Origin of the sequence: Fortiea sp. LEGE XX443, from assembly GCF_015206815.1 — a bacterium.
Classification (GTDB): Bacteria; Cyanobacteriota; Cyanobacteriia; order Cyanobacteriales; family Nostocaceae; genus Nostoc_B.
In genome coordinates, this window is sequence record NZ_JADEXZ010000050.1 from 1 (window position 1) to 22,171 (window position 22,171).

The 22,171-nt window shown below is 42.7% G+C and carries 18 protein-coding genes; 12 read left to right on the forward strand and 6 right to left on the reverse strand.

Annotated elements, in window-relative coordinates; all coding sequences use genetic code 11:
* On the forward strand, positions 1 to 1,897 hold a 1,897-nt coding region (locus IQ259_RS17930; RefSeq protein ID WP_193887193.1), incomplete at its 5' end, for a CHAT domain-containing tetratricopeptide repeat protein.
* Between the two features lie 53 nt (positions 1,898 to 1,950).
* Here IQ259_RS17930 and IQ259_RS17935 read toward each other — a convergent pair.
* Positions 1,951 to 2,493: a cytochrome C gene (locus tag IQ259_RS17935; RefSeq protein WP_193887195.1), complete on the reverse strand. Its 543-nt coding sequence runs from the start codon at positions 2,491 to 2,493 to the stop codon at positions 1,951 to 1,953.
* 242 nt (positions 2,494 to 2,735) lie between these two features.
* Here IQ259_RS17935 and IQ259_RS17940 point away from each other — a divergent pair, with 242 nt between their 5' ends.
* From IQ259_RS17940 to IQ259_RS17980, 9 genes are all read left to right on the forward strand, one after another.
* Positions 2,736 to 3,173 carry an Rrf2 family transcriptional regulator gene (locus tag IQ259_RS17940; protein ID WP_193887262.1) on the forward strand — a complete coding sequence of 146 codons (438 nt, stop codon included), beginning with the start codon at positions 2,736 to 2,738 and terminating at the stop codon, positions 3,171 to 3,173.
* A 73-nt stretch (positions 3,174 to 3,246) separates the two neighbouring features.
* Positions 3,247 to 4,209 (forward strand): cysteine synthase A, encoded by a 963-nt coding sequence (cysK, locus tag IQ259_RS17945; protein WP_193887197.1) that lies wholly within the window; start codon positions 3,247 to 3,249, stop codon positions 4,207 to 4,209.
* Between the two features lie 15 nt (positions 4,210 to 4,224).
* Positions 4,225 to 4,914 (forward strand): J domain-containing protein, encoded by a 690-nt coding sequence (locus IQ259_RS17950; protein WP_193887199.1) that lies wholly within the window; start codon positions 4,225 to 4,227, stop codon positions 4,912 to 4,914.
* A gap of 284 nt (positions 4,915 to 5,198) precedes the next feature.
* A complete protein-coding gene (locus IQ259_RS17955; RefSeq protein WP_193887201.1) occupies positions 5,199 to 5,591 on the forward strand; it encodes a VOC family protein in 393 nt (130 codons plus the stop codon).
* A 211-nt stretch (positions 5,592 to 5,802) separates the two neighbouring features.
* The gene (locus tag IQ259_RS17960; RefSeq protein WP_193887203.1) at positions 5,803 to 6,969 is read left to right on the forward strand and encodes an FAD-dependent monooxygenase; all 1,167 of its coding nucleotides are present in this window, start codon (positions 5,803 to 5,805) and stop codon (positions 6,967 to 6,969) included.
* Positions 6,970 to 7,115: 146 nt separating this feature from the next.
* A complete protein-coding gene (locus tag IQ259_RS17965) occupies positions 7,116 to 7,346 on the forward strand; it encodes a hypothetical protein (RefSeq protein WP_193887205.1) in 231 nt (76 codons plus the stop codon).
* Between the two features lie 692 nt (positions 7,347 to 8,038).
* The gene (locus tag IQ259_RS17970; RefSeq protein ID WP_193887207.1) at positions 8,039 to 8,911 is read left to right on the forward strand and encodes a 6-carboxytetrahydropterin synthase; all 873 of its coding nucleotides are present in this window, start codon (positions 8,039 to 8,041) and stop codon (positions 8,909 to 8,911) included.
* Positions 8,912 to 8,975: 64 nt separating this feature from the next.
* Positions 8,976 to 9,749, forward strand: a complete 774-nt coding sequence (locus IQ259_RS17975) for an ABC transporter permease (protein WP_193887209.1) — start codon at positions 8,976 to 8,978, stop codon at positions 9,747 to 9,749.
* A gap of 79 nt (positions 9,750 to 9,828) precedes the next feature.
* Entirely contained in the window at positions 9,829 to 10,722 is an 894-nt protein-coding gene (locus tag IQ259_RS17980; protein WP_193887210.1) for an ABC transporter ATP-binding protein, read from the forward strand.
* Between the two features lie 41 nt (positions 10,723 to 10,763).
* On the opposite strand, the gene IQ259_RS17985 is transcribed toward IQ259_RS17980, so the two are convergent.
* The 3 genes from IQ259_RS17985 to IQ259_RS17995 all read right to left on the reverse strand — a co-directional run bounded on the left by IQ259_RS17985 (position 10,764) and on the right by IQ259_RS17995 (position 16,908).
* A complete protein-coding gene (locus tag IQ259_RS17985) occupies positions 10,764 to 12,332 on the reverse strand; it encodes a Na+/H+ antiporter (protein ID WP_193887213.1) in 1,569 nt (522 codons plus the stop codon).
* A gap of 70 nt (positions 12,333 to 12,402) precedes the next feature.
* On the reverse strand, positions 12,403 to 13,458 hold the full coding sequence (locus tag IQ259_RS17990; protein WP_193887214.1) for a TIGR00341 family protein: 1,056 nt from the start codon (positions 13,456 to 13,458) through the stop codon (positions 12,403 to 12,405).
* Positions 13,459 to 13,608: 150 nt separating this feature from the next.
* The gene (locus tag IQ259_RS17995; protein ID WP_193887216.1) at positions 13,609 to 16,908 is read right to left on the reverse strand and encodes a DUF4912 domain-containing protein; all 3,300 of its coding nucleotides are present in this window, start codon (positions 16,906 to 16,908) and stop codon (positions 13,609 to 13,611) included.
* 373 nt (positions 16,909 to 17,281) lie between these two features.
* Here IQ259_RS17995 and IQ259_RS18000 point away from each other — a divergent pair, with 373 nt between their 5' ends.
* Entirely contained in the window at positions 17,282 to 17,746 is a 465-nt protein-coding gene (locus IQ259_RS18000; RefSeq protein ID WP_193887218.1) for a MarR family winged helix-turn-helix transcriptional regulator, read from the forward strand.
* Positions 17,747 to 17,818: 72 nt separating this feature from the next.
* On the forward strand, positions 17,819 to 19,162 hold the full coding sequence (locus IQ259_RS18005) for a 4Fe-4S binding protein (RefSeq protein ID WP_193887220.1): 1,344 nt from the start codon (positions 17,819 to 17,821) through the stop codon (positions 19,160 to 19,162).
* 9 nt (positions 19,163 to 19,171) lie between these two features.
* On the opposite strand, the gene IQ259_RS18010 is transcribed toward IQ259_RS18005, so the two are convergent.
* Both IQ259_RS18010 and IQ259_RS18015 read right to left on the reverse strand, forming a co-directional pair.
* Complete coding sequence (locus tag IQ259_RS18010) at positions 19,172 to 20,269, reverse strand: precorrin-8X methylmutase (protein ID WP_193887222.1); 1,098 nt, start codon at positions 20,267 to 20,269, stop codon at positions 19,172 to 19,174.
* Between the two features lie 175 nt (positions 20,270 to 20,444).
* On the reverse strand, positions 20,445 to 21,836 hold the full coding sequence (locus IQ259_RS18015) for a carotenoid oxygenase family protein (RefSeq protein ID WP_193887224.1): 1,392 nt from the start codon (positions 21,834 to 21,836) through the stop codon (positions 20,445 to 20,447).
* Positions 21,837 to 22,171: the final 335 nt, after the last annotated feature.

The following is a 22,171-nucleotide window of genomic DNA, read 5'->3' on the forward strand; positions in this document are numbered from 1 at the left end:
CGTTGCCAATAGCTTGAATAATTTGGCACAACTGTATCGCACACAGGGAAATTATCAACAAGCAGAACCTTTGTATCTTCGTTCTCTGGCTATCTTAGAGAAGGTGTTGGGCAAGGAACATCCCAACGTTGCCACTAGCTTGAATAATTTGGCAGCACTGTATTTGGCAAAGGGTGATATCACTCGCGCTACCGATTTCTTACGCCGTGGACTAGAAATTGAAGGGCAAAATCTCAATCTGATTTTTGCTGTTGGTTCAGAACAAAGAAAACAGAGTTACCTTAGAACTTTTGCAGGTGCAACTTATCGTAGTATTTCACTGTCCTTGCAGGAAGCTCGCAATAATTCAGCTGCCGCATCTCTGGCTCTGACCACTGTACTCCGTCGCAAAGGGCTAGTGTTAGATGCCGTAGCTGACAGCATCCAAATCTTACGTGCTCAACTTGACAAAAACCCCGAAACTCAAAAATTATTCACTCAATGGCTGCAAGTACAACAGCAACTCTCAGCCTTAGTATTCTCCCAACCAGAAAAACAAGCTGCTAACCCGAAAGCTCAACTTGAGCAACTAGAAGCACGAAGAGAAAAGTTAGAAACAGCAATTAGTAGCAAAAGTGCCGAATTCCGTCAGCAAACACAACCAGTAGAGTTAGCCGCCATCCAAGCCAAAATCCCCAAAGATGCAGCCTTGGTAGAAATTGTGCAGTATGAACCATACAACGCCAAAGCCAAAACGCAGGCTCAACAGTGGGGTAAACCACGTTATGCTGCGGCTGTATTACGTTCATCTGGTGAACCCTCATGGCTTGATTTAGGCGAAGTCGCAGAAATTGATAAATTAGCTATTGATTTGCGTGCAGCATTAGCCACAGGTAGACCAATCAAAAAACTTGCCCGTACTTTAGATGAGAAATTAATCGCGCCTATTCGCCCTTTATTGGGTGATGCCAGTCATCTTTTAATTTCTCCCGATGGGCAATTAACATTAATTCCCTTTGAAGCATTAAAGGATGAGCAAGATAAATTTCTGATTCAGCGTTACGCTTTTTCTTACCTCACCAGTGGACGAGATTTATTAGGCTTTGGGTCAAATGTTAACAATACTTCTGCGCCTGTAGTGCTGGCAGATATTGACTACAATAACCAAAAGCAAACTGTAGCCACTGCTAAAACATCTGGTGTACGCGGTTCTCAAAATCGCCGCTCTGGTGATTTGGCAAACTTGGAATTTGAGCCATTAGCTGCTACTAAAGAAGAAGCCGCAGCTATTAAAAAGGTTTTACCGAATGCGAAATTACTGTTAGGTAAAGATGCCACAGAAACCGCAGTTAAACAACTACAAAGTCCGAGTATTTTACACTTGGCTACTCACGGTTTCTTCATTACCGACGTGGCACAAAATCTCAAAGCATCATTAGATTTTGAAGAAACACCGCGTCCACAAAAGATTTTACAAGTTGAAAATCCCTTGTTACGTTCTGGTTTGGCGTTGGCTGGATTTAATCAACGCAAGCAAGCAACAAACGGTAATGATGATGGTGTGTTGACGGCGTTAGAAGTAGCTGGTTTAGATTTACGTTCCAATCAATTAGTTGTACTTTCTGCCTGTGACACTGGTAAGGGTGATGTGAAAGTTGGCGATGGGGTTTATGGTTTGCGTCGGGCGTTGGTAATTGCTGGTTCCCAAACTCAGGTGTTAAGTCTGTGGCTGGTGGATGATGCGGCGACGAAGGATTTAATGGTGAAGTATTACCAGAACTTGCAGGCGGGTAAGGGGAGACATGAAGCGTTACGTACTGCACAGTTGGAAATGCTCAATAGTCAAGATTATCAGCATCCGCAATTTTGGGCGGCGTTTGTTCCTTCTGGTAACTGGACTCCTTTGAGTGATAAGTAGGAGATTTAGATCCCCGACTTCTTGAAGAAGTAGGGGATCTGAGCCTCACATAATTACTGAGAATTTTCCCATTCTGAAGCAAGGCGACGAAAATTATACTCACCAGCACCGGGATGACAGCTAACACAGCTATTAATTTGTAACGGACGTGGTAAATCGACTTTGGGATGTAAAGCTTTGAAATAACGAGATTTATTGACGCGATAAGGTGTTTCTTCGTCTTCTCGTTGTAGGCGAGAGAAAGTAGAAAGATACCGCCACACCAAAATCCGTGGTGGATCAACTAACGGCTTGAGTTGCACACCGTAGTGCTGGGAGTCTTCCAGGAGATTTTTCCAGGTTTGAGAGGGTAAAACTGCTGGTGGGATGGCAAGGTGACATTTAGCACAATTTTCTATGTATAGTTCTTGCCCTAACTCGTATTGAGCAGGGATGACATCAACTGTCCCGACTTCTGCACTAGGGGTAGCACTGTAGACGCTAGTTGCGGAAGCAAATAGCCAACCTATAACTAGACTCCAAGCCAAAAGTACCAAAAGTACACCGAAAGATTGACGTTTGAGTTGGCGAGATTTGCGCTTGACAAGATTTGACATTCCTCACATTCCCAGATTATTTAGCTAATCATTTAGACTTACCCAGCATTACCGATGTTGCGAGTTTTGCCTAGGTATTTTAATTGTTCAGCATAGCGATCGCATCTCAAATCTCATCATCCCTCATTCAACGTTAATTGCAAAAATACAAAAACCCCAGCAATGAACCGGAGTATACTAAAAGAAGTATGAAATTTCATACTTCATACTTTATCCTTCATACTTCATACTTCAACACGCCCGTGGAACTATCTTGTAAATCAGAGTACGCAATTCTAGCCTTACTAGAAATGGCGACTCATTACGAAAACGGCGAACCGATGCAAATTCGGCAAATCGCAGCTACACAAAACATACCCGATCGCTATTTAGAACAACTACTGGCAACTTTGAGACGGGGGGGGATCATCAAAAGTCAACGCGGCTCTAAAGGCGGCTATCTGTTGTCGAGAGAACCGTGGAAAATTACAATATATGAAGTTTTAGAATGTTTGGAAGGTCTAGATGTGCGGGCGGGGGAAGAAACGTCCAGTATCAAAAGTGTAGATGGTGCTGTTATCGATGAAATCTGGCAAGAAGCCTGTCAAGCTGCAAATTCCGTTTTACAAAACTGCACGCTGCAAAATCTTTGTGAAAAAAGAGATTCCCGCAAGCAGCTAGACATCATGTATTACATTTAGTCATAGTGCCTGCTACTCTGCTTCTTGTGCCTCACCGTTGACTATGGAATATTGACTATAAAAAAGGAATATTATGAGAATTGCTCGTAACATCACAGAACTTATTGGTCGTACACCCTTAGTACAATTGAATCGCATTCCCCAAGCAGAGGGGTGTGTGGCGCAAATAATAGTGAAGCTCGAAAGTATGAACCCATCGGCATCAGTTAAAGACCGAATTGGGCTAAGTATGATTAATGCCGCAGAAGCAGAGGGATTGATTTCTCCGGGAAAAACAGTACTAGTAGAACCAACCTCTGGTAATACGGGAATCGCCCTCGCAATGGTAGCCGCAGCTAGAGGTTATCGATTAATTTTGACAATGCCAGATACCATGAGTGGTGAACGACGGGCAATGTTGCGGGCTTATGGGGCAGAATTAGAACTTACTCCCGGAATTGAAGGTATGGGTGGGGCGATTCGACGCGCCCAAGAAATAGTAAATATCACTCCATACTCATACATGTTGCAGCAGTTTCGCAATCCAGCCAATGCCAAAATCCATCGAGAAACTACCGCCGCAGAAATCTGGGAAGACACCGATGGCGAGGTAGATATGATTGTTGCAGGAGTTGGTACAGGTGGTACGATCACTGGTGTAGCAGAAGCCCTGAAAGCACGTAAACCAAGTTTTCAGGCGATCGCAGTTGAACCAGCCAATAGCCCAGTTTTATCTGGGGGAAAACCAGGGGCGCACAAAATCCAAGGGATTGGTGCGGGGTTTATTCCCCAAGTGTTGAAAATGAAATTCATTGATGAAGTGATTACCGTCAGTGATGAAGAAGCAATCGACTACAGCCGCAGGTTAGCCAGAGAAGAAGGCCTGTTATCTGGGATTTCCAGTGGTGCGGCTTTGTGTGCGGCTATTCGCGTCGCCCAACGTCCAGAAAACGAAGGACGCTTAATTGTGATGATTCAGCCGAGTTTTGGAGAAAGATATCTGAGTACACCGTTGTTCCAAGACCTGGAAGCCAGAGTAGCCACCAGCGTCAGCTAACGATAAATTAAGTTAATGGTAGATTCTAAGCCAACTTCTAACCACTACGAAACTCTGAAAGTTAATCCTAATGCCAGCCAAGCGGAGATTAAGCAAGCTTACCGCCGCTTGGTAAAGGTATTTCACCCCGATAGCAATCAGCAAACAGGCGATCGCGAAGAAATTATCCGCATTAATGCTGCTTATGAAGTCTTAGGTGATAGTCAAAATCGCCTTGATTATGACCAAAAGTTGCAGGATGACTGCCAAAATCGCCAACAACGCGCCGCATCCGCTCAAAAACATTACCAAGCCACTCGAAAATCAGGTAAAAATGCTGATGAACAAGTCGAAGAATGGCTACGCTTAATCTATCAACCAGTCAACTGCATACTGAGTGAAATTCTTGATTCTTTAGAAGAGCAAATTGAGCAATTAGCCGCCGATCCTTTTGACGATGAATTATTAGAAGAATTTCAGGAATATTTAGATACTTGTCGAGACGAAATCAAACAAGCTCAAATTATCTTTCGTTCTCTCCCCAATCCCCCTAGTTTAGCGAGAACTGCGGCTCATCTTTACTACAGCCTCAATCAATTAGCAGATGGCGTGGAAGAATTGGCGTACTTTCCCCTTAGCTACGACGATCGCTATCTGCACACAGGACAAGAACTATTCCGCATAGCTATGAGATTACACTATGAAGCGCAAGCTTCAGTTATTTAATAAAGCTAATACCAATTTTTTGTGAAGCTGCACATTATTTTAACCCCTCCCACCCTACCTTTCTTAGCAAGGGGAGGTGCCGCAGGCGATAGGGTTCTTTCTATATAGCTTCAAAGCTCAAAAAAAATCATGTATCTTCAGACAGATGGATTAGCAAGTTTACAGAGATATTAATTAACACTATTCCTAATTATTACTGGTTTGCTAGTTGAATTACAGATTTCCACCATATTTTTGTTCAATGTGGAATAAAAATTATTCTAAGTATTACCAAAGAGGAATTTATGATCGACCACGTTGCAATTAATGTTAGTAACTTTGAACACAGTAAGAATTTTTATAAAGTTGCATTAGCCCCACTTGGATATAAGTTATGCAAAGAGTATGATATTACCTCACCCGTTTCTAAATATGCGGCTGGTTTTGGCACAGATGGAAAAGCGGATTTTTGGATTGTTGATGAACAGGTAAATATTCCACGAATTCATGTTGCTTTCACAACCGAATCTTGTGAGCAGGTTAACACTTTTCACACAGCATCGCTCACAGTGGGTGGCACAGATAATGGCGCACCAAGTTTGCGCTCTCATTATTATCATTCCAAATACTATGGAGCGTTTGTTTTAGATCCAGATGGTCACAACATTGAAGTAGTATGCTATGCACTGTCATCATAGCTGTAATTTGGTTGTAACGTCGGAACGTTGATAGCGATCGGATAACTAGAACAATGAACTTTTCACCCCATCCACCGCACACAATCGGGAACATGGATGGACTTTATTACAACCCTCTAAAGGTTAATGAAATTTTTTCTTGGTTTCTCTATAAAAGAGATAATTAGTATTAAATGTATAATTTTGTGCAATCGTTGCCTGATTTCTGTTTATGATCAAAAAAGTAGCTATTGTTGGTGCTGGACTAGGCGGTTTAACAGTAGCGATCGCACTTCATAAAAAAGGTATCAACGCTCAAGTCTATGAAAAAGCAAGTTTTTTGCGCCCAATAGGTGCTGGTCTAAGTATTGTACCGAACGGCTTGCATTGTCTCGAAGCAATTGTTCCTGGAATCACCGACTTACTCAAGCAGGCGGGTAGCGAAACTCGAATGCTGACCTTAAAAAAAAGCACTGGTGAAATTATTGCTCAGAAATCTGTAAACTTAATTGATAAATATAGTCAGCCAATGTTGCAGATTCGCTGGTCACGTTTGCAAGAGATTCTCGCCTCTGCATTACCAACTGAAAATATCCATCTTAATTATCGGTGCATTAATTTTGAGCAAAATGACAAAAGCATTAAAGTTTACTTTGATGGGAACAAGACAGTAGAGGTAGAACTGTTAATTGGGGCTGATGGTTTGAACTCGGCAGTTAGACAAACCATGATTGGTGACGGAGAGCCTCGCTATGCTGGACGGATGTCTTGGCGGGCTGTTCTTCAGTACAGCCACGAAATGCTGCATCCTGATGAAGTTATGTCAATGACAGCACCCGATGGAAAAATCTTCGGGTTCTTTGATTTGGGTGGCGGATACATAATGTGGAGTGCTGCTGCTTTATCGCCAGGCAAACCGTTAAAGCAGAGTGCATCTGATATTAAATCTTATGTCCAAGAGAAATTCGCCAATTGGGCAGAACCAGTACAAGCAATCATCAAAGCAACCAATGCTGAGGATATTATCGAACGACCGATATGTGACAGACCGCCATTATCCAACTGGAGTCAAGGCAGGGTAACGCTTTTAGGAGATGCTGCCCATCCAATGGTACCATTGCTAGGACAGGGAGCAAATACAGCGTTTGAAGATGCCTGGGAACTTTCTCAATTTCTTTGCCATGCTCCTAATCTTGCAACAGCTCTTGCTTGCTACGAAAAAAGTCGTCAGCCCCGCACACAAATCATTCAAATCCGCAATGCTGTACAGGCGAATCGAGCTTACAAAGCTGATAGCGAAGTATATTTGCGTGGCATGATGGAGAAAGCGCAAGTGAGCGATCGTGAGTTTGAGGAGTGGCTCTATGGTTACAATCCATCTCTAGCAACTTGTGGTTGATATACACCACCATTAACCAATCGCACACCACGTCCTGATCAATTTACTTTCGACTGTGGCAGAAAATATGCGATCGCTACAGTTCTAAAATAATCATCAATTTAGTGTTAGCTTAAAACCAAAGCATTGCATAAGAAGCATACATTATGTCATCAACAGCAATCACCACTGTCGTCAAAATGATGGAATCTTTACCGATTGAGGTACAAGACCGCATTGCAGAACATCTGCGAGACTACATTGATGAATTGCAAGATGAGATGAGATGGAATAATGCTTTTCAAAGAACTCAATCACAATTGATTGCTGCTGCTAAACAAGCTAAACAAGAAATCGCAGAAGGAAAAGCGACTGTAATGGATTATGACCAGTTATGAGGTCAGTAGTTCTTCCTTCTTTTTGGGCTGAGTATCAACAGTTAACCAACGAAATTAGGCAAAGTGCTAGAAAATCGTATAGGCTTTGGGCAGACAATCCATTTCATCCGTCTTTACATTTCAAGTGCATCAATACCGAAGAGGCGGTTTGGTCTGTCAAAATAACGCGAGGGTATCGGGCAATTAGGATTTTAGAAGAAGACACGGTGAAATGGTTTTGAATTGGTAGCCATGATAACTATGAACGTTTTTTTGGGTGAAGTTGAATCAACGTGAATTCGATGAACCTCTCCCCCACCTCTCTCCGCGTCGGAGAGGGGCTTAAATATCTTTAAAGCTCAACACAAAATAAAGGTTTTGAAGCCTCTCTCCCTGTAGGCTACGGTGTACACACAAGTTGTATAAAGTTGCATAACAGCATTTCGATCCCCCCTAGCCCCCCTTGAAAAGGGGGAAATTAGAATCAAAGTCCCCCTTTTTAAGGGGGATTTAGGGGGATCAGATGATTTGTGTGTACACCGTAGCTCCTCACAGGGGAGAGGTTTGGAGAGGGGTTGTTAAAATTTGTCGAACTCACGTTAAATCAAGAGATACCAGCAAGATGTTATTCCCTTCACCACAGACAAAGAAATTAGTTTATGCTGGAAAGAGTGTAAAGATTAAGAAAGTTTAAATTTTTTCCCAGTGTACTCATGCAATGTATTGTAAATCGCCGCGCTCAATTCTCGGCTAGTCATCGCTATTGGCTACCCGAACTGAGTGAAGCTGAGAATTTTGAGAAATTTGGTGCTGGCGCAAAATTTCCCGGACACGGACATAACTATGTCTTATTCATTTCCCTGGCTGGGGAATTGGATGAATATGGCATGGTGCTGAATTTGTCTGATGTCAAACAAGTAATTAGACGCGAAATTACAAGCCTTCTAGATTTTTCTTATCTCAATGATGTCTGGGCAGAATTTCAAGAAACTCTACCCACTACTGAAAATATTGCACGGGTTATCTGGCGGCGGTTAGCACCTCACCTGCCTGTAGTCCGTGTACAGTTATTTGAACATCCTGAACTTTGGGCAGATTATATGGGAAACTCAATGGAAGCCTACCTCTCTATCAGTACACACTTCAGCGCTGCCCATCGGCTGGCGCATCCTGATCTCAGCCTAGAAGATAATACTGAGATTTATGGTAAGTGTGCGCGTCCTAACGGTCACGGACACAACTATCATTTAGAAGTGACAGTAAAAGGCGAAATTGATCAGCGCACTGGGATGATTATTGATTTAGGTGCATTACATCAAGCGATCGCAGATTATGTGGTAGAACCATTTGATCACACCTTTTTGAACAAAGATGTGCCTTATTTTGCCGGAGTTGTACCAACAGCTGAAAATATTGCACTGTATATTAGTAATTTACTGCGATCGCCTATCCAAAATCTAGGAGCCAAGCTTTACAAAGTCAAACTCATCGAAAGTCCCAATAACTCCTGCGAAATTTACTGCACAGATACAGAATCAAATACTGTCAGTGCAGTAGATAGCCAACCAGTCTTAGTCAGGTTGTAGTTTGTGTAGAGGCGCGAAACTTCGCGTCTCTAATTTATTCTGGAATATGTTCTCACTTTCTCAGATGAAATATTGGCGTGAAACTATAGCTGTCACTCAGCGCATCTTAATTGAATTATTACGCCGCCGACGCAGCCTGATTTTTTGGAGTATTTTTCCCATTTCAGTATTAATACTTGGTGGGTTTATTTTGGCAGAACGAGCAAAACTACCAATTAATAGTGCTTTTGAATATACTGCACCTTCAACATTAGTGGGGGCTGCACTATTTTTTAGCTGTTTGGGTGGTAGCGTTGCAACTGTCGTAGCAGAAAGAGAACAGCAAACTCTCAAACGCCTGTTTCTCTCTCCCTTGAGTGGTATATCCTATTTTCTAGGAATTTTTTTAGCCCATAGTTGCATTGGCTTGGGACAAACTTTGCTAGTTTATACTGTTGCTGCTTTTTGGGGTGCTACGTTTAAAGGTTCTATTTTTTTGGGGTTGATGATTATTTTCATGAGTATCGCTGCGTATGTGGGCTTAGGTTTTATTTTGGGTACACAATTAGCTAGGCGAATTGAAGATGTCAATGCTTTAGTAGCAGCTTTTGGAGTGCCTTTATTAATTTTAGGTGGCGCATTTTTACCTAGTTCACTATTTCCTAAAAATTTAATTAATATTGCTAAATACAACCCCATCTATCATATGAATGAAGCTTTTGTAGGAGTATCAACTCAAGGTAAAGTAATTGGTGAAATTGCACCACATTTTTGGTTTTTAGTTGTGTTTTCTATAGTAATGATGATTGGTGGTTGGTTATCTTATAGGCGGATGTTAATAGTTGAAAGAAGATTATGAATAACGTGAATGAATAGATACCCGACTTCTTGAAGAAGTCGGGTATCTATATTAGGAATTATAATATAGTGTTAAAAATATGCTGGCAATTAAAAATCTTAATAAATCTTACAATCAAAGAAAAGTCCTCCAAGATTTGAACTTGTATATAGAAGCAGGAGAAATTTATGGTTTATTGGGTGCAAATGGCGCTGGTAAGACAACAACAATTAATATTATTTGCAATTTGCTTAAGGCTGATAGTGGTGATATCACAATTAATCATCAACCAATTTCCGATGCAACAAAAAAACTAATTGGGATTGCACCTCAAGAAAATTTACTCTATAAAACTCTCACTTGTGCAGAGAATTTAAAATTTTTTGCCGATATTTATGGATTAGATAGAAAAACACGCCAACAACAGTTACAAATAACTTTGGCGGCTGTGAATTTATTAGATAGGGCAAAAAGCCCAGTTGAAACTCTCAGTGGTGGAATGCAGAGGCGGTTGAATATTGCAGTTGCTTTAGTGCATCAACCAAAGTTAGTAATTTTGGATGAGCCAACTACTGGGTTAGATATTGAATCAAGGTACGAAATTTGGGAGTTGATTCGCCAGTTGAAAAATCAGGGAATTACAATTTTATTGACGACTCATCTATTAGATGAAGCAGAGCGTCTTTGTAATAAAATTGGCATTCTTAAGAATGGGCAAATTTTAGCTGAGGGTAGTTTGGCACAGTTGCGTAACTTAATTCCAGCCGCAGAAATTTTAGTAGTACAAACTACAGAAGAAGAACAAGCGATCGCCCGCGCTCAAGAATATGGTTTTACTCTTAAACGCTATGGTAACGAGTTAGGTTTTTGGCTACCAGAACCGCTGGAATTAAAAGAAATTCTTGCGAGATTTGAGGGGATAAAAATTGATGCGATCGCTCGTCAGCCTGTGCGTTTAGAGCATATTTATCTAGAAGTAACACAAAAAAATTAGCAATCCAGAAGTTAGGACGTAACCTCATCTTAATATAGCCCTTACTCTTGATTGGCGCTGTCATGAGTTGTTTGCAGAAAAGGTGCAAGTTCTTTATTTAACCTACCTGCGCGGACAAACTCAGCGTATGTGTCTGCTTCGATCGCCAGAAGTTCCCCTCGCAATTCTTCCGTTGTAAATTCTTGCAAATTGGGGTACTCATCAACTAATTTGTCAATTTTTTCTTGCAACAGAGCAAGTTCTCCTGAAATCAACCTCTTCTGGTAGTGATAAAACTCTGGCTGAATTCCCGGACGCTTTTGTGTTGTTTCTAAATATTCTAGCGATCGCTGGAGAGCAACTTGACGCGCAATTGCTTCCATGTATTCTTGGCGTAATGGTTGCGAACCTAAAAGTTGTAGTTTTCCTAACAATGGTTGGGTAGTTAAACCTTGTACTAACAGCGTAAATAAAACTACTCCAAATACTGTGGCAATAATTTCTTCTCTGTCAGGGAGTACGGCTGGTACACTCAAAGCCAAGGCAATGGCGACAGAACCTCGTAAACCGCCCCACCACAGTACAGTTTGTTCAGATAAAGAAATTTCGGATTTAGTTAACCAGTTACTAACACCACTTAAAGCATAAATAGATACGGCTCGTGCCACAATCATGGCGGCGATTGTGACTCCGATAGTTTTTAGATTATCTCCTAAAACAGCAAAGCGAATTTGATCGCCAATTAAGAGAAAAACAATTGAATTAACAAAAAAAGCTAAGAATTCCCAAAATTCAGTAACAATGATCCGTGTGCGCGGATTCATGCCAATACGTGAACCAAAGTTACCTAAAATTAAAGCTGTGGTGACTACTCCAATCACTCCAGAACCACCCAAATATTCTGTAATTAGGTAAGTGCCGTAAGCCGAAACTAGGGTAAGAGATTGTTCTACTAGGGGTAAATCAAAACGTTGTGTCAGGTAAGAAATGCCAAACCCAATTAGTCCCCCAATCCCGATACCAATGCCTACTACCTGAAAAAATTCTAATAAAGCAGATTGTAAATCCAGTTTTGCAGTACCCAAAGGCAAGGCAACTAATAAGCCAAAAGCCACAACCGCCATGCCATCATTAAATAGACTTTCCCCTTCCATCAGCATTGTTAGGCGTTTACTTGCTCCTAGTTCCCGAAACAAAGCCGTTACCGAAACTGGATCGGTTGCTGATAAACTAGCCCCAATTAATAAAGCAATACTCAGTTCCATTCCAGCAAATTGATTCAGCCCCACCACTACTCCGGCAATAGAAATTACCACCCCAACCACTGCATACAGACAAATCGGTAGTAAATCTCGCTTTAAATCTGACCATTTTACATTCCAAGCTGCTTCAAACAACAGTGGTGGGAGGAAAATTACCAGAATCAATTCTGGGGAGAGATTCACTAATCGCACATTGACGAATGCTAACCCCAATCCCACAATTACTAGTAGGAGTGTGTAAGGGATGCGGCGCAACCAACTAAAAATTTGCGGTAATGTTGCTACGCCTAAAGAAACAGAGAGTACTAGTAGAAATTGCTTGAGTTGTTCTTCAATTACAAGTTCACTCGTGGCAGACTCTAATACCATAAGAGTATTCCAGCTAAATAAAATATTTACCATCAATTACCACCAAATCCCACAGGTTAAGGTAAGTAGTTTAGTTTTCGTCGTTAGCTTTTGGAAAATTTATCTTGCCTGTTGGTATTTTGTCTAAAAAATTAGGCGTTTCTCGCCTGATTTCTTGCACTTGACTAACTTCAAAAATCAGGATAAAAGGTTGCCCCATTTCTTTTTCGAGAAATGCTTCTAAAAGACGCACTTGCTTTGATGTTACAGGTTCCTGGGCGCGAACGCTCAAGCGAAGTTGGGGCGGGTTACTCAGCCAGTTAGTATCAGTTTTCAATAGTTCTAAACGCTGAAAAGTTATAGTTCGGTTGAGCAAAGCCTTTTTCAAATTGGTTTCGAGTTGTGCTTGTCTAATTAATCGCGTAAAGCTCACTGTTAAAGGTATCAGTAAAATACCTGTTAATGTCAATGTCCAGATTAGTGCCTTTCGGGCGCGATGGACGGGAGAATAGCCACTGACTACAAATGTCACCATACAGGCAAGAGTGATGCCCAAAAGGTTCGTTAAGTAGAGTAAAGTTGCTCCTGTACTGAGTGACAAGTTAGATTTTGCTAGACCTAAACCGATAACGCAAACTGGTGGCATGAGAGCAACAGCGATCGCCGTCCCTGCTAAAGTAGCCGAGATTTTGGTATTCACCTTGGCATAGCCGCTGATACCACCTGCGGCGACTGCTATCCCCAAATCGAGCAGGTTAGGTTTGGCACGAGATAGGACTTCACTACCGAAACTAGGTAGATTAACTAACCAACCGATAGTAGAAGAAATTAAAAGTGCTAAGAATGTACCAAATAAAACTGCCACTACGCCTTGACGAAATAGGCTGACATTTCCCACCAACGCACCGAAGGCTAAACCTCGAATTGGCAACATTAGGGGTGCGATAATCATTGCGCCAATAATGACAGCGGCGCTGTTGCTGAGTAACCCAAATGTGGCGATCGCACAAGAACCAATAATTAGGATTAAATATTCTTTGTTAGGAGTGGACTCTTCAAACAACTCACACACCATCTGTTGTAGTTGTAAAGGTTCAACTCTTTTTCGCTTAAAATTTCTGAAGCGGTTGCGAACATTATCTAGCAAAGCAATCTCCTAAACTTAATTGAATAAAAATTCAGAAATCAGAATAAATTCCTAATTTAGGGTAGATTTTGCTCATCTTTAGTGTATTTCTGGAAATGGGAAACAGATTTTATTTACTGTTTCCTATTTCATATTCCCTTACTTTAACAACTATGCTTCTGGAACTTCTTGGGAGAACTTTTTATGAATTGTTTTAGAATTTTCTCCATCAGCAGCAACCGCTGTCATCAGATAATCAATCAAGTTTTCTGAGAAGGGGACGCGGAGGTGAAATGTTCCATCTGGTTTGAGAGTGATGGGATTACCTGCAATATTGACACTTGCATTGGGTTCTGTTGCGCCGTGGATAATTAACTCTGCATCTGCGACAAACCAGAAATCTTTTTGGGGACGACTGAAGACGCGAACCGCAGAAGAACTGGTAATTGTTACCCAACCATCACCTTCTGTCATATAACCTAACTCCAGCATGTAGTCGCGATCGCTCGTGGGAATTGCCACATAGCGATCGTGTGTGATTTCTTCACATTCATACTGCTGAATTAATTGGGGCTGCTCATAACTCATGTCAATATCAGTAGCATCATAAAGCCGCAATGCTAATTGCACTATTCCGGCATTCTGTAGCATTTGCTTGCGTGTGTCAGAAAGCTCCCAAGCAGCATAAGCCCATTTAGGAGTACGCGGTGTCAGGGTAATGGTACTATCGTCTTCTAGGAATTCAAAGGATTCCTGGTCTATAGATGTTTCATCTTCTGTATAGAGTGGACTGAAGACGCGTACAATTGATGAACGAGCGATGCTTACCCAGCGATCGCCAACGATCAGGTAGCCAATTTCGGCTACGTAATCATGATCGGCTTGGGGAATCCCCACAGAGTTATTAGATGTGGCTAAATCAAATTCGTAATGCTGCACCAATTGGGGCTGCTCATAACTCATGTCAATATCAGTAACATCATAAAGCCGCAAAGCCAATTGGAATATTCCCGCATTCTGGAGGATTTGTTTGCTAGTTTCGGATATCTCCCAACAGACATCAGCCAATTGGTGAGTGCGAGGTGTGAGAGTCACACTGCTTGTCTCATCAACTAATACAACATTTGCCGCTTTAGTATTTGTCTGGGGAATACCAAAAATGTGGGCAATTTGTGAATAAGTAATAGTTACCCAGCGATCGCCTTCTGTAGCATAGCCAATTGCTGCTATGTAATCGCGATCGGTTTGGGGAATTGTCACCGAGCCACAAGATGAGGTGAGATCATATTCATACTGCTGGATTAATTGTGGCTGCTGATAACTCATGTCAACATTTGTGACATCATAAAGTCGCAATGCCAATTGGAATATGCCAGCATTCTGGAGCATTTGCTTGCCAGCTTCTGAAATTTCCCAAGCAACATCAGCCAAATCATGAGTTTTAGGTGTCAGAACTATATTGCTTTGTGGATCGGCGATCGCTAAAATTTCAGCTGTGGTACTGGTTGGTATTGCCCCTGCTGATTCTGGTTGATCAACACTAGACCAAGCTCCAATCCCCGCCCCTCCTAAACCATCTGAATTAGTCACAATCAACTCCTCTGTCTCTTCTAGATCAGGTTCTGCTGCGTCTGCTACAAAATTCAATTTCTCTACTTCCGGGTCTAACTGAGAGTCTGTTGCTGTCACATCTTCAGTCAGTTCAAAACCCCAATCATCCTCATCTATTGAGTCGTCTGGAATTTCTGGCAAGTCAAGAGTCACATTTGCATCTGTATCAGTAGTCTGGATTTCTGCTACCGGGGTAATTGGATCTTGGGTGGTTTCAACTATCGTTGCTGTTACCTCTGGCTCGTCAGAATTCGGTGTTGTTTTCGACCGATCTAAAATTGGTGGATATGCAGTATTGACCACTGCGGCTGGTGCTTCCATATCCCACGGTGATATGCCGAGATCGTAACCGTTCTCTTCTATTTTGTGATTTTCTGCTTCTTTGCCGACAATGATTGAACCGATAACGGCTCCTGCGCCCACGGCTAAAGCTGTATCTGCTGTTGTGGCTGCGGTAGTACCTTCCAGGATGTTAGCACCGTTATTGTGTGGTGTATCTCCGTTTGCCCAATGAGGAGGTGAAGCTTCAGCTAAAGGTTCGCTGATAGCAGTAGCGTTAGTTGCTGCTACTTCTGGTGCAGGCGGCTGAGGATTTGCTGGTGGTTTGTCTTCTACTGCTTCTGAATTCGACGGACTGCTTCTAACCATCCACAACAACAATCCGGCGATGATACCTAAAGGTAACACCAACCACCAAAGGGGTATTTGTCCTTGAGCGATGGGGTTATTGGCAGCTGGCGGGAGTGGCTGCTGTTCACCTGATGTTCCCGCCGGATCTGTGGGAGTGAGTAGTTGCTGTTCACTTAATGTTCCAGCTGGCGCTGTGGTTGCTGTTGGCGCTGTTGTAGTGAAGGGAGAAGCAGTGGCTTGTGGTGTCGCTTCTGTACCAGGGTTAATAGTTGCTTCTGGAGTAGATGTGGGATCGACAGCTAACAAAAGGTTAGGCGATTCACCTTTAGCAATCGCTTCCGCTTCTGCTGTTCTGGCTGTTTCTATAGCTTGTTTTCCTGGTGTTGCTAGAGCAAAGCCGAGAAAACCTGCCACAGCTGGGCTAGGATTCTTTTTGTAAACGTAAACTAAGGGTTGGGAGAAGGGATATTTAGGATCATCTGGCAAGGCTTGATGTAACTGGAGAACCCTCACCCCAGGCAATTTTGCTATTTGATTATATTTGGCGTAGCTGATGCCATCTTTACCTAGTTCTTTGGCGATATCGGCGGTGTTGTCTTCAGATAATTGGGTAGCAGTAGCACCTGTGGCGAATTTTGCCGCCTTAAAAACTGGGTAGTTGTTGAGTGCTTCACGGGTGTCGCTGGTAATTGGGCGATCGATTACCCGAATTTTACCTCCCATCCCTCCTCCCAACTGCGACCAATTGGTAATTCTCCCCCGAAAAATTCTGGCAAATTGTCTATCCGTTAAACTGCCGTTAAAAGGATTTTCTTCACCCACAATGATCGCAATTTTCTCTCTATGCAGGCGGACTTGCTCTAAACCTTGGGCTTTTTCTTGAGGAGTCAAGCCTCGCCCAATAGCAGCCACATCAATTTGTCCCTCAAGTAAAGCTTTCAGCGCTGCATCTGTACCGTTATTGGCAACTTCTACCTTTGTACCAGCAAACTGTTTCTCAAAACCTGCTTTCAGGTTTTGGTTGATCAGCACCAAGCTACTGGAACCATCAACACGCACTATAGATCCATTCTCCACTGTTTGCGGTAGTGAGAAAGAGGGAGTGTCAGTGGCAGATTGTGCCAACACTGGTGTCGACACGAAGAGAGTCGCTGCCATTGGGGTGGTTGCTAAGGCTAACGATAATACCAGGTTGACGATCGCACTATCTTTTTTTTGTTCTTGCCACATATGCTCCTAATCCAAGGTACAGAAAACAGCAAACCGACCAATCCTCAATGTGATTTTGTGATCCAGGAGGAGACGCGCTCATTATACATCCGGTGTCAAGTATCTTGTTCCGTGTTCAATCCAAATACCTGGAAGTCTCACGCCAGTTGCTACAACAGCGAGTCCAGGACTAACTACGTAAAATCTAGGAATATACGTAATATAAATATTATGCTTACTCTGTTGGCTCTAACTTTATCTTGACTTTTGTCAGTATTCATACTAAATTTATTTTTTTTAAAATTTTTTCTGTTGTATTCACGGCCAGATTGCGATCGCTCCTACCAAAATTTAAGCTTGACATATAGCTTATGTGTATATACACTTAATTCCTATGAATAAAGCAGCAGTTCCCATCAATCTAGCTCAACTCAACCAGGTTGGAGTTTTGTGTACTTGCTTTAACTTGCGTAAAGCTTCACGAATTGTGACACAATTTTTCGATCAAGAATTGCAGCCAAGCGGGTTGCTGGTAACTCAGTTTACGATTTTAGTAGCGATCGCCATTGTGGGTTCCGGAACAATTAATGAACTAGCACAAGGCTTGGCTATGGATCGCACCACCCTGACACGCAACCTCAAACCCCTTGAGCGCGAGGGATTCATCCAGATTGAGCCTGGGCAAGATCAACGGACAAGAGTAGTCACTTTGACAACAGCAGGGCAGAACACCTTGGCGAAAGCATTACCCCTATGGCAGCAAGCGCAAGCCTGTATTGTAGAAAAGCTAGGACATGAGCGTTGGTCTACTTTGTTATCGCATTTAAGCGCCACAACAGCTTTAGTCAGCCAAATTTAGTTTTTTTTGGAAAATAAGTGTACATACACTTATTTTCCTGATGGACTGGAAGTTTTAATCAAGGAGAGTTATATGCCCAACTTTGACGAACACCCAACAGTTAGACACTGGCGCAAACAGGAAGCATCCGGGGCGAATATTACACCACCCACGCAAGTTGATGAAGAATGGCTCCGCCACCTCTGTTTAGAAGCTGGCGCGGATGATGTAGGCTTTGTTGAAATTAACCGACCGGAAATAGCAGATCAACGTCAAGATATTCTGACTACCTTTGCACCAACCAAAACCCTAATTAGTTTTGTGTGCCGCATGAATCAAGAAAATGTTCGTAGTCCAGCACGGTCGGTTGCTAATGTTGAATTTCACAACACAGGTGATGAAGTCAATCATATTGCCCATCGGATTTTAGCGGCGCTGAGAGAAAAGGGAATTCGCGGCTTAAATCCAGCAATGGGATTTCCGATGGAAATGAGTCAATTTCCCGGAAAAGTCTGGGTGGTTTCCCACAAACCTGTAGCCGTGGCTGCTGGCTTAGGACAAATGGGGATTCACCGCAATGTCATCCATCCCAAATTCGGCAACTTCATCTTGTTGGGAACGATTTTGATTGATGTGGAAGTGACAACTTATCACCAACCCATCGACTATAACCCTTGCTTGGAGTGCAAACTTTGTGTTTCCGCCTGTCCCGTGGGTGCGATTAGTACCGATGGTGACTTTAACTTTTCGGCTTGCTATACCCACAATTATCGTGAGTTTCTTGGAGGTTTTACAGATTGGGTAGAAACTGTTGTCGAAAGTAAAAATAGGCGGGAATATCGCCAGCATGTCAGTGCAGATGAATCCGCCTCTATGTGGCAGAGCTTATCTTATGGAGCCAACTATAAAGCCGCCTATTGTATGGCAGTTTGCCCGGCTGGAGAGGATGTGATTGCTCCTTTTTTGCAGCAGCGCAAAGAATTTATTCAAGAAGTAGTCAAACCCTTACAGGAGAAAGAAGAGACGATTTACGTGGTTCCAGGCTCAGATGCCGAAGCGTATGTCAGTCGTCGGTTTCCTCACAAGCAGGTAAAACAAGTTGGCAATAGTCTACAACCCAAATCGATTCGCGGATTCTTGTGGGGGATGCCTTTGACATTTCAACGCGATCAATCAAAAAGATTGAATGCGACTTACCACTTTACATTTTTAGGTGCAGAGCCATGTAAAGCAACTGTGATTATTCGTAATCAAACCCTTCAAGTTGAAGATGGACATATAGGAATCGCCAACCTTAGCATTACCGCTGACAGCCAAACTTGGTTAAAGTTTCTCGCCAAAGAACAAAATATTGTTTGGGCAATTTTGCGCCAAAAAATTCGTCTTCAAGGAAAATTAAGGTTGTTGCTGGCTTTTGGCATGTGTTTTCCCAGATAGTTCAACTTCCTAACTCAAGTAGCAATGACAATCTGGCTTCTCAATCAAAGATTCAACCAAGGCATTTAAAGCAGTTGCAGCAAGTAGTCCACCGCCCAAAGTACCTTCAATTGCGATCGCTGGAATCTGTTGTTGCATGAGTTGGCGTTTAGCAGCGGGAGCATGGCTAAAACCGATAGGCATCGCAATTACTAAAGCTGGTTGAATTTTTTGCTCTTTGATGGCAGCGCAGGTGGCGAGGAGAACCGAAGGTGCATAACCAATCACTAAAACGCAACCATTGGAAGCTTGCAGTAGTTTTTCTTGCCATTCTTGATGTTGCCAAAATTCCTGTTCGGCTTCTGTGGCGGTGGTGACGTGGGGATCGTTAATCAAAGTAGTGACTCGACAGCCCAAGTGAGCTAATCTTGTTTGATCTAAAGCAGCTGCAACAGTAGGAATATCCACAACAATCTCACAGCCGGAAGAGAAGGCTTGACGACTAGCCGCGATCGCACCTGCACTCACCCTGACGAAGGATGCTAAACTCACATCACCACAGGCTAAAACCAACTGAGCAATTAGGTGTTGCTCAATTTCAGAACGGTTTGATAAATCAGGTAACAAAAGTTGTAAAGATTCGGCAAATGCTTCTGAGTGGGTGTGTATCTCTGCATCTAAACCACTCCAAAGTTTTTCTAGTCCCCCTAAGCCAACTTGAGTTTCTACTTCTAACAATTTAAGTTGAGCGAGGACTTCCGCCTGCATAATTTGACAATGGCGATCGCGCCCTAATAATCCTTCTAATGCTGAGGCTGTTTGTCGCAATTGGGCAATTTGTTGCATAATCGCCCAATATTGTTGCTGTAACTGCGCTGTCAAAGTGTCGGTTTCTGGTTCTACTTCCAAAATATTGCGGATGTGGTTGAGTTGGAACCCTTGCTGCTTCAGTGCCACAATCCTTTGCAGGCGGATGACATCTTGTTCAGTGTAGAGACGATAGTTGCTAGGCGATCGCACAGGTTGCGGCAACAGCCCCAATTGATGGTAATGTCGCACCATGCGGGGAGTAATACCACCACCCACAGCATCTGTAAGTTCTTTAATGGTCAAGGAACAAGTATTCATTTTGGCGTAATACAATCCTTATCTTGTGGAATAAGCTCTCTAGCCACTTCTAGATTTTAGGCTAGAGAGCTTATCCCAATAGACATCTCCATAAATTCATAATGCGTTACCTGAAACCCTTGTAGAGACGTTACATGTAACGTCTCTACATTCATTTTCGGAGATATCTAATTAGTTAAAATCCTGTCAACTGTTTTTCAGTAACCCAAGCAGCATGAAACCCATAGGGTACGCGTTGCGGAATTAGCAACCGCGCCACAGGTTCAGCGGTAACATTTTGAGCATTCATCACCAACAATTCTGAAGTATTTGCAGTCTCATCGTGAACAAAAGTCATCAACCAACCATCATCCTCAGCCGTGGCGTTGGGACGTGGGACAAATACAGACTCACCGCCATAACGTCCTTGTCCAAATTCATGAGTTTGGGATGTAGCATTACTAAAGTCGTATTTTATTACACCGTCAAACAAAGGCACGGGAGTATCTGCGCTTTTATTAACATAGCCGTAGCGAGTTTGTCGCCCCAAGAAATTCTCGTTGACGCGGGGAAATTCCCCAGCAATATCATCTAATTTTGACTCAGAAACAGCACCAGTAGTCAAGTTAAACCGCCATTGATGCAGTCGCGGAATATTTGCATCAGGATCATCGGCACCGCTAAAACCCAACACAGAAGTAGAACTCATCCGACAGGCGATTAATACTACTTCATCGTCCTGTTCATAAGCGTTCAGGGTATGAAACACATAGCAAGACGGGCTTTCAAACCAGCGAATCTTGCTGTTGTCGCCGTGACGTGGGAGAATGCCAAAACGACTTGGGCGATCGCGCTCAAACATCATCATTGGTTCTCCTCGTTGCATCCGTTCTGGGCTAAAAGTCAACGGCAAATCCATGAAAATTGTGTAGTTTTCTGTGATGGCGAAATCGTGCATCATCACAGCAGTGGGGATTTCAATTGGTACAGTCCATAACAACTCACCTGCTGCGGAAACTATGCCATATTGCAGGTATGGTGGCATAAAGGAGTAGCCAAAAAACACCATCTCACCCGTAATTGGATCTACTTTGGGATGAGCAGTGAAAGCAGAAATTAGTTTGTCATTAAAGGTGTAAGCACCAATTGTCTTTAACTCTGGAACCTCAATTGCATGAGGCGCACCGCCTTCCCAAACCGCCAATAGCTGTCCACCATGCCAAACTAAGGCTGTGTTTGCAGTATTTCCAGAGATACCAGGATGATTATCTGCTTGCGGCGGTTCTAACAACCCAGTCAAAACCGCCTTACCCGCTTCATGCTCAGTTTGCCATTTTTGTGTCTGTACATAGCGGTTGCGATAAACAGCTTTACCCTGATTAATCCTGACACCATGCAGCATCCCATCCCCATCAAACCAATGATATTGACCAATGGGCGACCACTGCGGATTAGGGCCATTCCTCACAAACATACCTGATAGTTCGGGTGGTAGTTCACCAATTACTTGCAGATTTTCCGCAGTAATTTCTTCACGAACTGGCGCAAAGTTGCCATCAAGATATGGATTAACCACTGTTTCGCTCATGATATTGTCTATGAAACTCTGTAAATTTGCAGAAGTACATAACTTAATGATGACAATTTAAAAGCAATCCTTGGCTATTGAATGGAAACTTAGGAACTAAGTAGTCGGACACAATAAAATTCATGGGTGGAGATAGGTTACAGGTTACAGTCAAAAATTTGTGTAATTATAGCAGTAGCCAAGGCAGTTAGGACATCGGCCAATGATAAAACTCATGCACTAAAAGACTTTTAACCCTGTCACCTGTAACCTGTTCCCTGTCACCTGCTATAATTCTGTCTGATTACTTATTACGTCTACTGAACAAGCCATCACCCAGACCCTCGGTAACAAAT

What these genes read in the sequence shown, in the direction of transcription:
- IQ259_RS17935 (WP_193887195.1), bottom strand. Translation starts at nt 2,493, where the DNA reads ATGTCAAATCTTGTCAAGCGCAAATCTCGCCAACTCAAACGTCAATCT.
- cysK (WP_193887197.1), top strand. Translation starts at nt 3,247, where the DNA reads ATGAGAATTGCTCGTAACATCACAGAACTTATTGGTCGTACACCCTTA.
- IQ259_RS17950 (WP_193887199.1), top strand. Translation starts at nt 4,225, where the DNA reads ATGGTAGATTCTAAGCCAACTTCTAACCACTACGAAACTCTGAAAGTT.
- IQ259_RS17955 (WP_193887201.1), top strand. Translation starts at nt 5,199, where the DNA reads ATGATCGACCACGTTGCAATTAATGTTAGTAACTTTGAACACAGTAAG.
- IQ259_RS17960 (WP_193887203.1), top strand. Translation starts at nt 5,803, where the DNA reads ATGATCAAAAAAGTAGCTATTGTTGGTGCTGGACTAGGCGGTTTAACA.
- IQ259_RS17965 (WP_193887205.1), top strand. Translation starts at nt 7,116, where the DNA reads ATGTCATCAACAGCAATCACCACTGTCGTCAAAATGATGGAATCTTTA.
- IQ259_RS17970 (WP_193887207.1), top strand. Translation starts at nt 8,039, where the DNA reads ATGCAATGTATTGTAAATCGCCGCGCTCAATTCTCGGCTAGTCATCGC.
- IQ259_RS17975 (WP_193887209.1), top strand. Translation starts at nt 8,976, where the DNA reads ATGAAATATTGGCGTGAAACTATAGCTGTCACTCAGCGCATCTTAATT.
- IQ259_RS17980 (WP_193887210.1), top strand. Translation starts at nt 9,829, where the DNA reads ATGCTGGCAATTAAAAATCTTAATAAATCTTACAATCAAAGAAAAGTC.
- IQ259_RS17985 (WP_193887213.1), bottom strand. Translation starts at nt 12,332, where the DNA reads ATGGTATTAGAGTCTGCCACGAGTGAACTTGTAATTGAAGAACAACTC.
- IQ259_RS17995 (WP_193887216.1), bottom strand. Translation starts at nt 16,908, where the DNA reads ATGTGGCAAGAACAAAAAAAAGATAGTGCGATCGTCAACCTGGTATTA.
- IQ259_RS18000 (WP_193887218.1), top strand. Translation starts at nt 17,282, where the DNA reads ATGAATAAAGCAGCAGTTCCCATCAATCTAGCTCAACTCAACCAGGTT.
- IQ259_RS18005 (WP_193887220.1), top strand. Translation starts at nt 17,819, where the DNA reads ATGCCCAACTTTGACGAACACCCAACAGTTAGACACTGGCGCAAACAG.
- IQ259_RS18010 (WP_193887222.1), bottom strand. Translation starts at nt 20,269, where the DNA reads ATGAATACTTGTTCCTTGACCATTAAAGAACTTACAGATGCTGTGGGT.
- IQ259_RS18015 (WP_193887224.1), bottom strand. Translation starts at nt 21,836, where the DNA reads ATGAGCGAAACAGTGGTTAATCCATATCTTGATGGCAACTTTGCGCCA.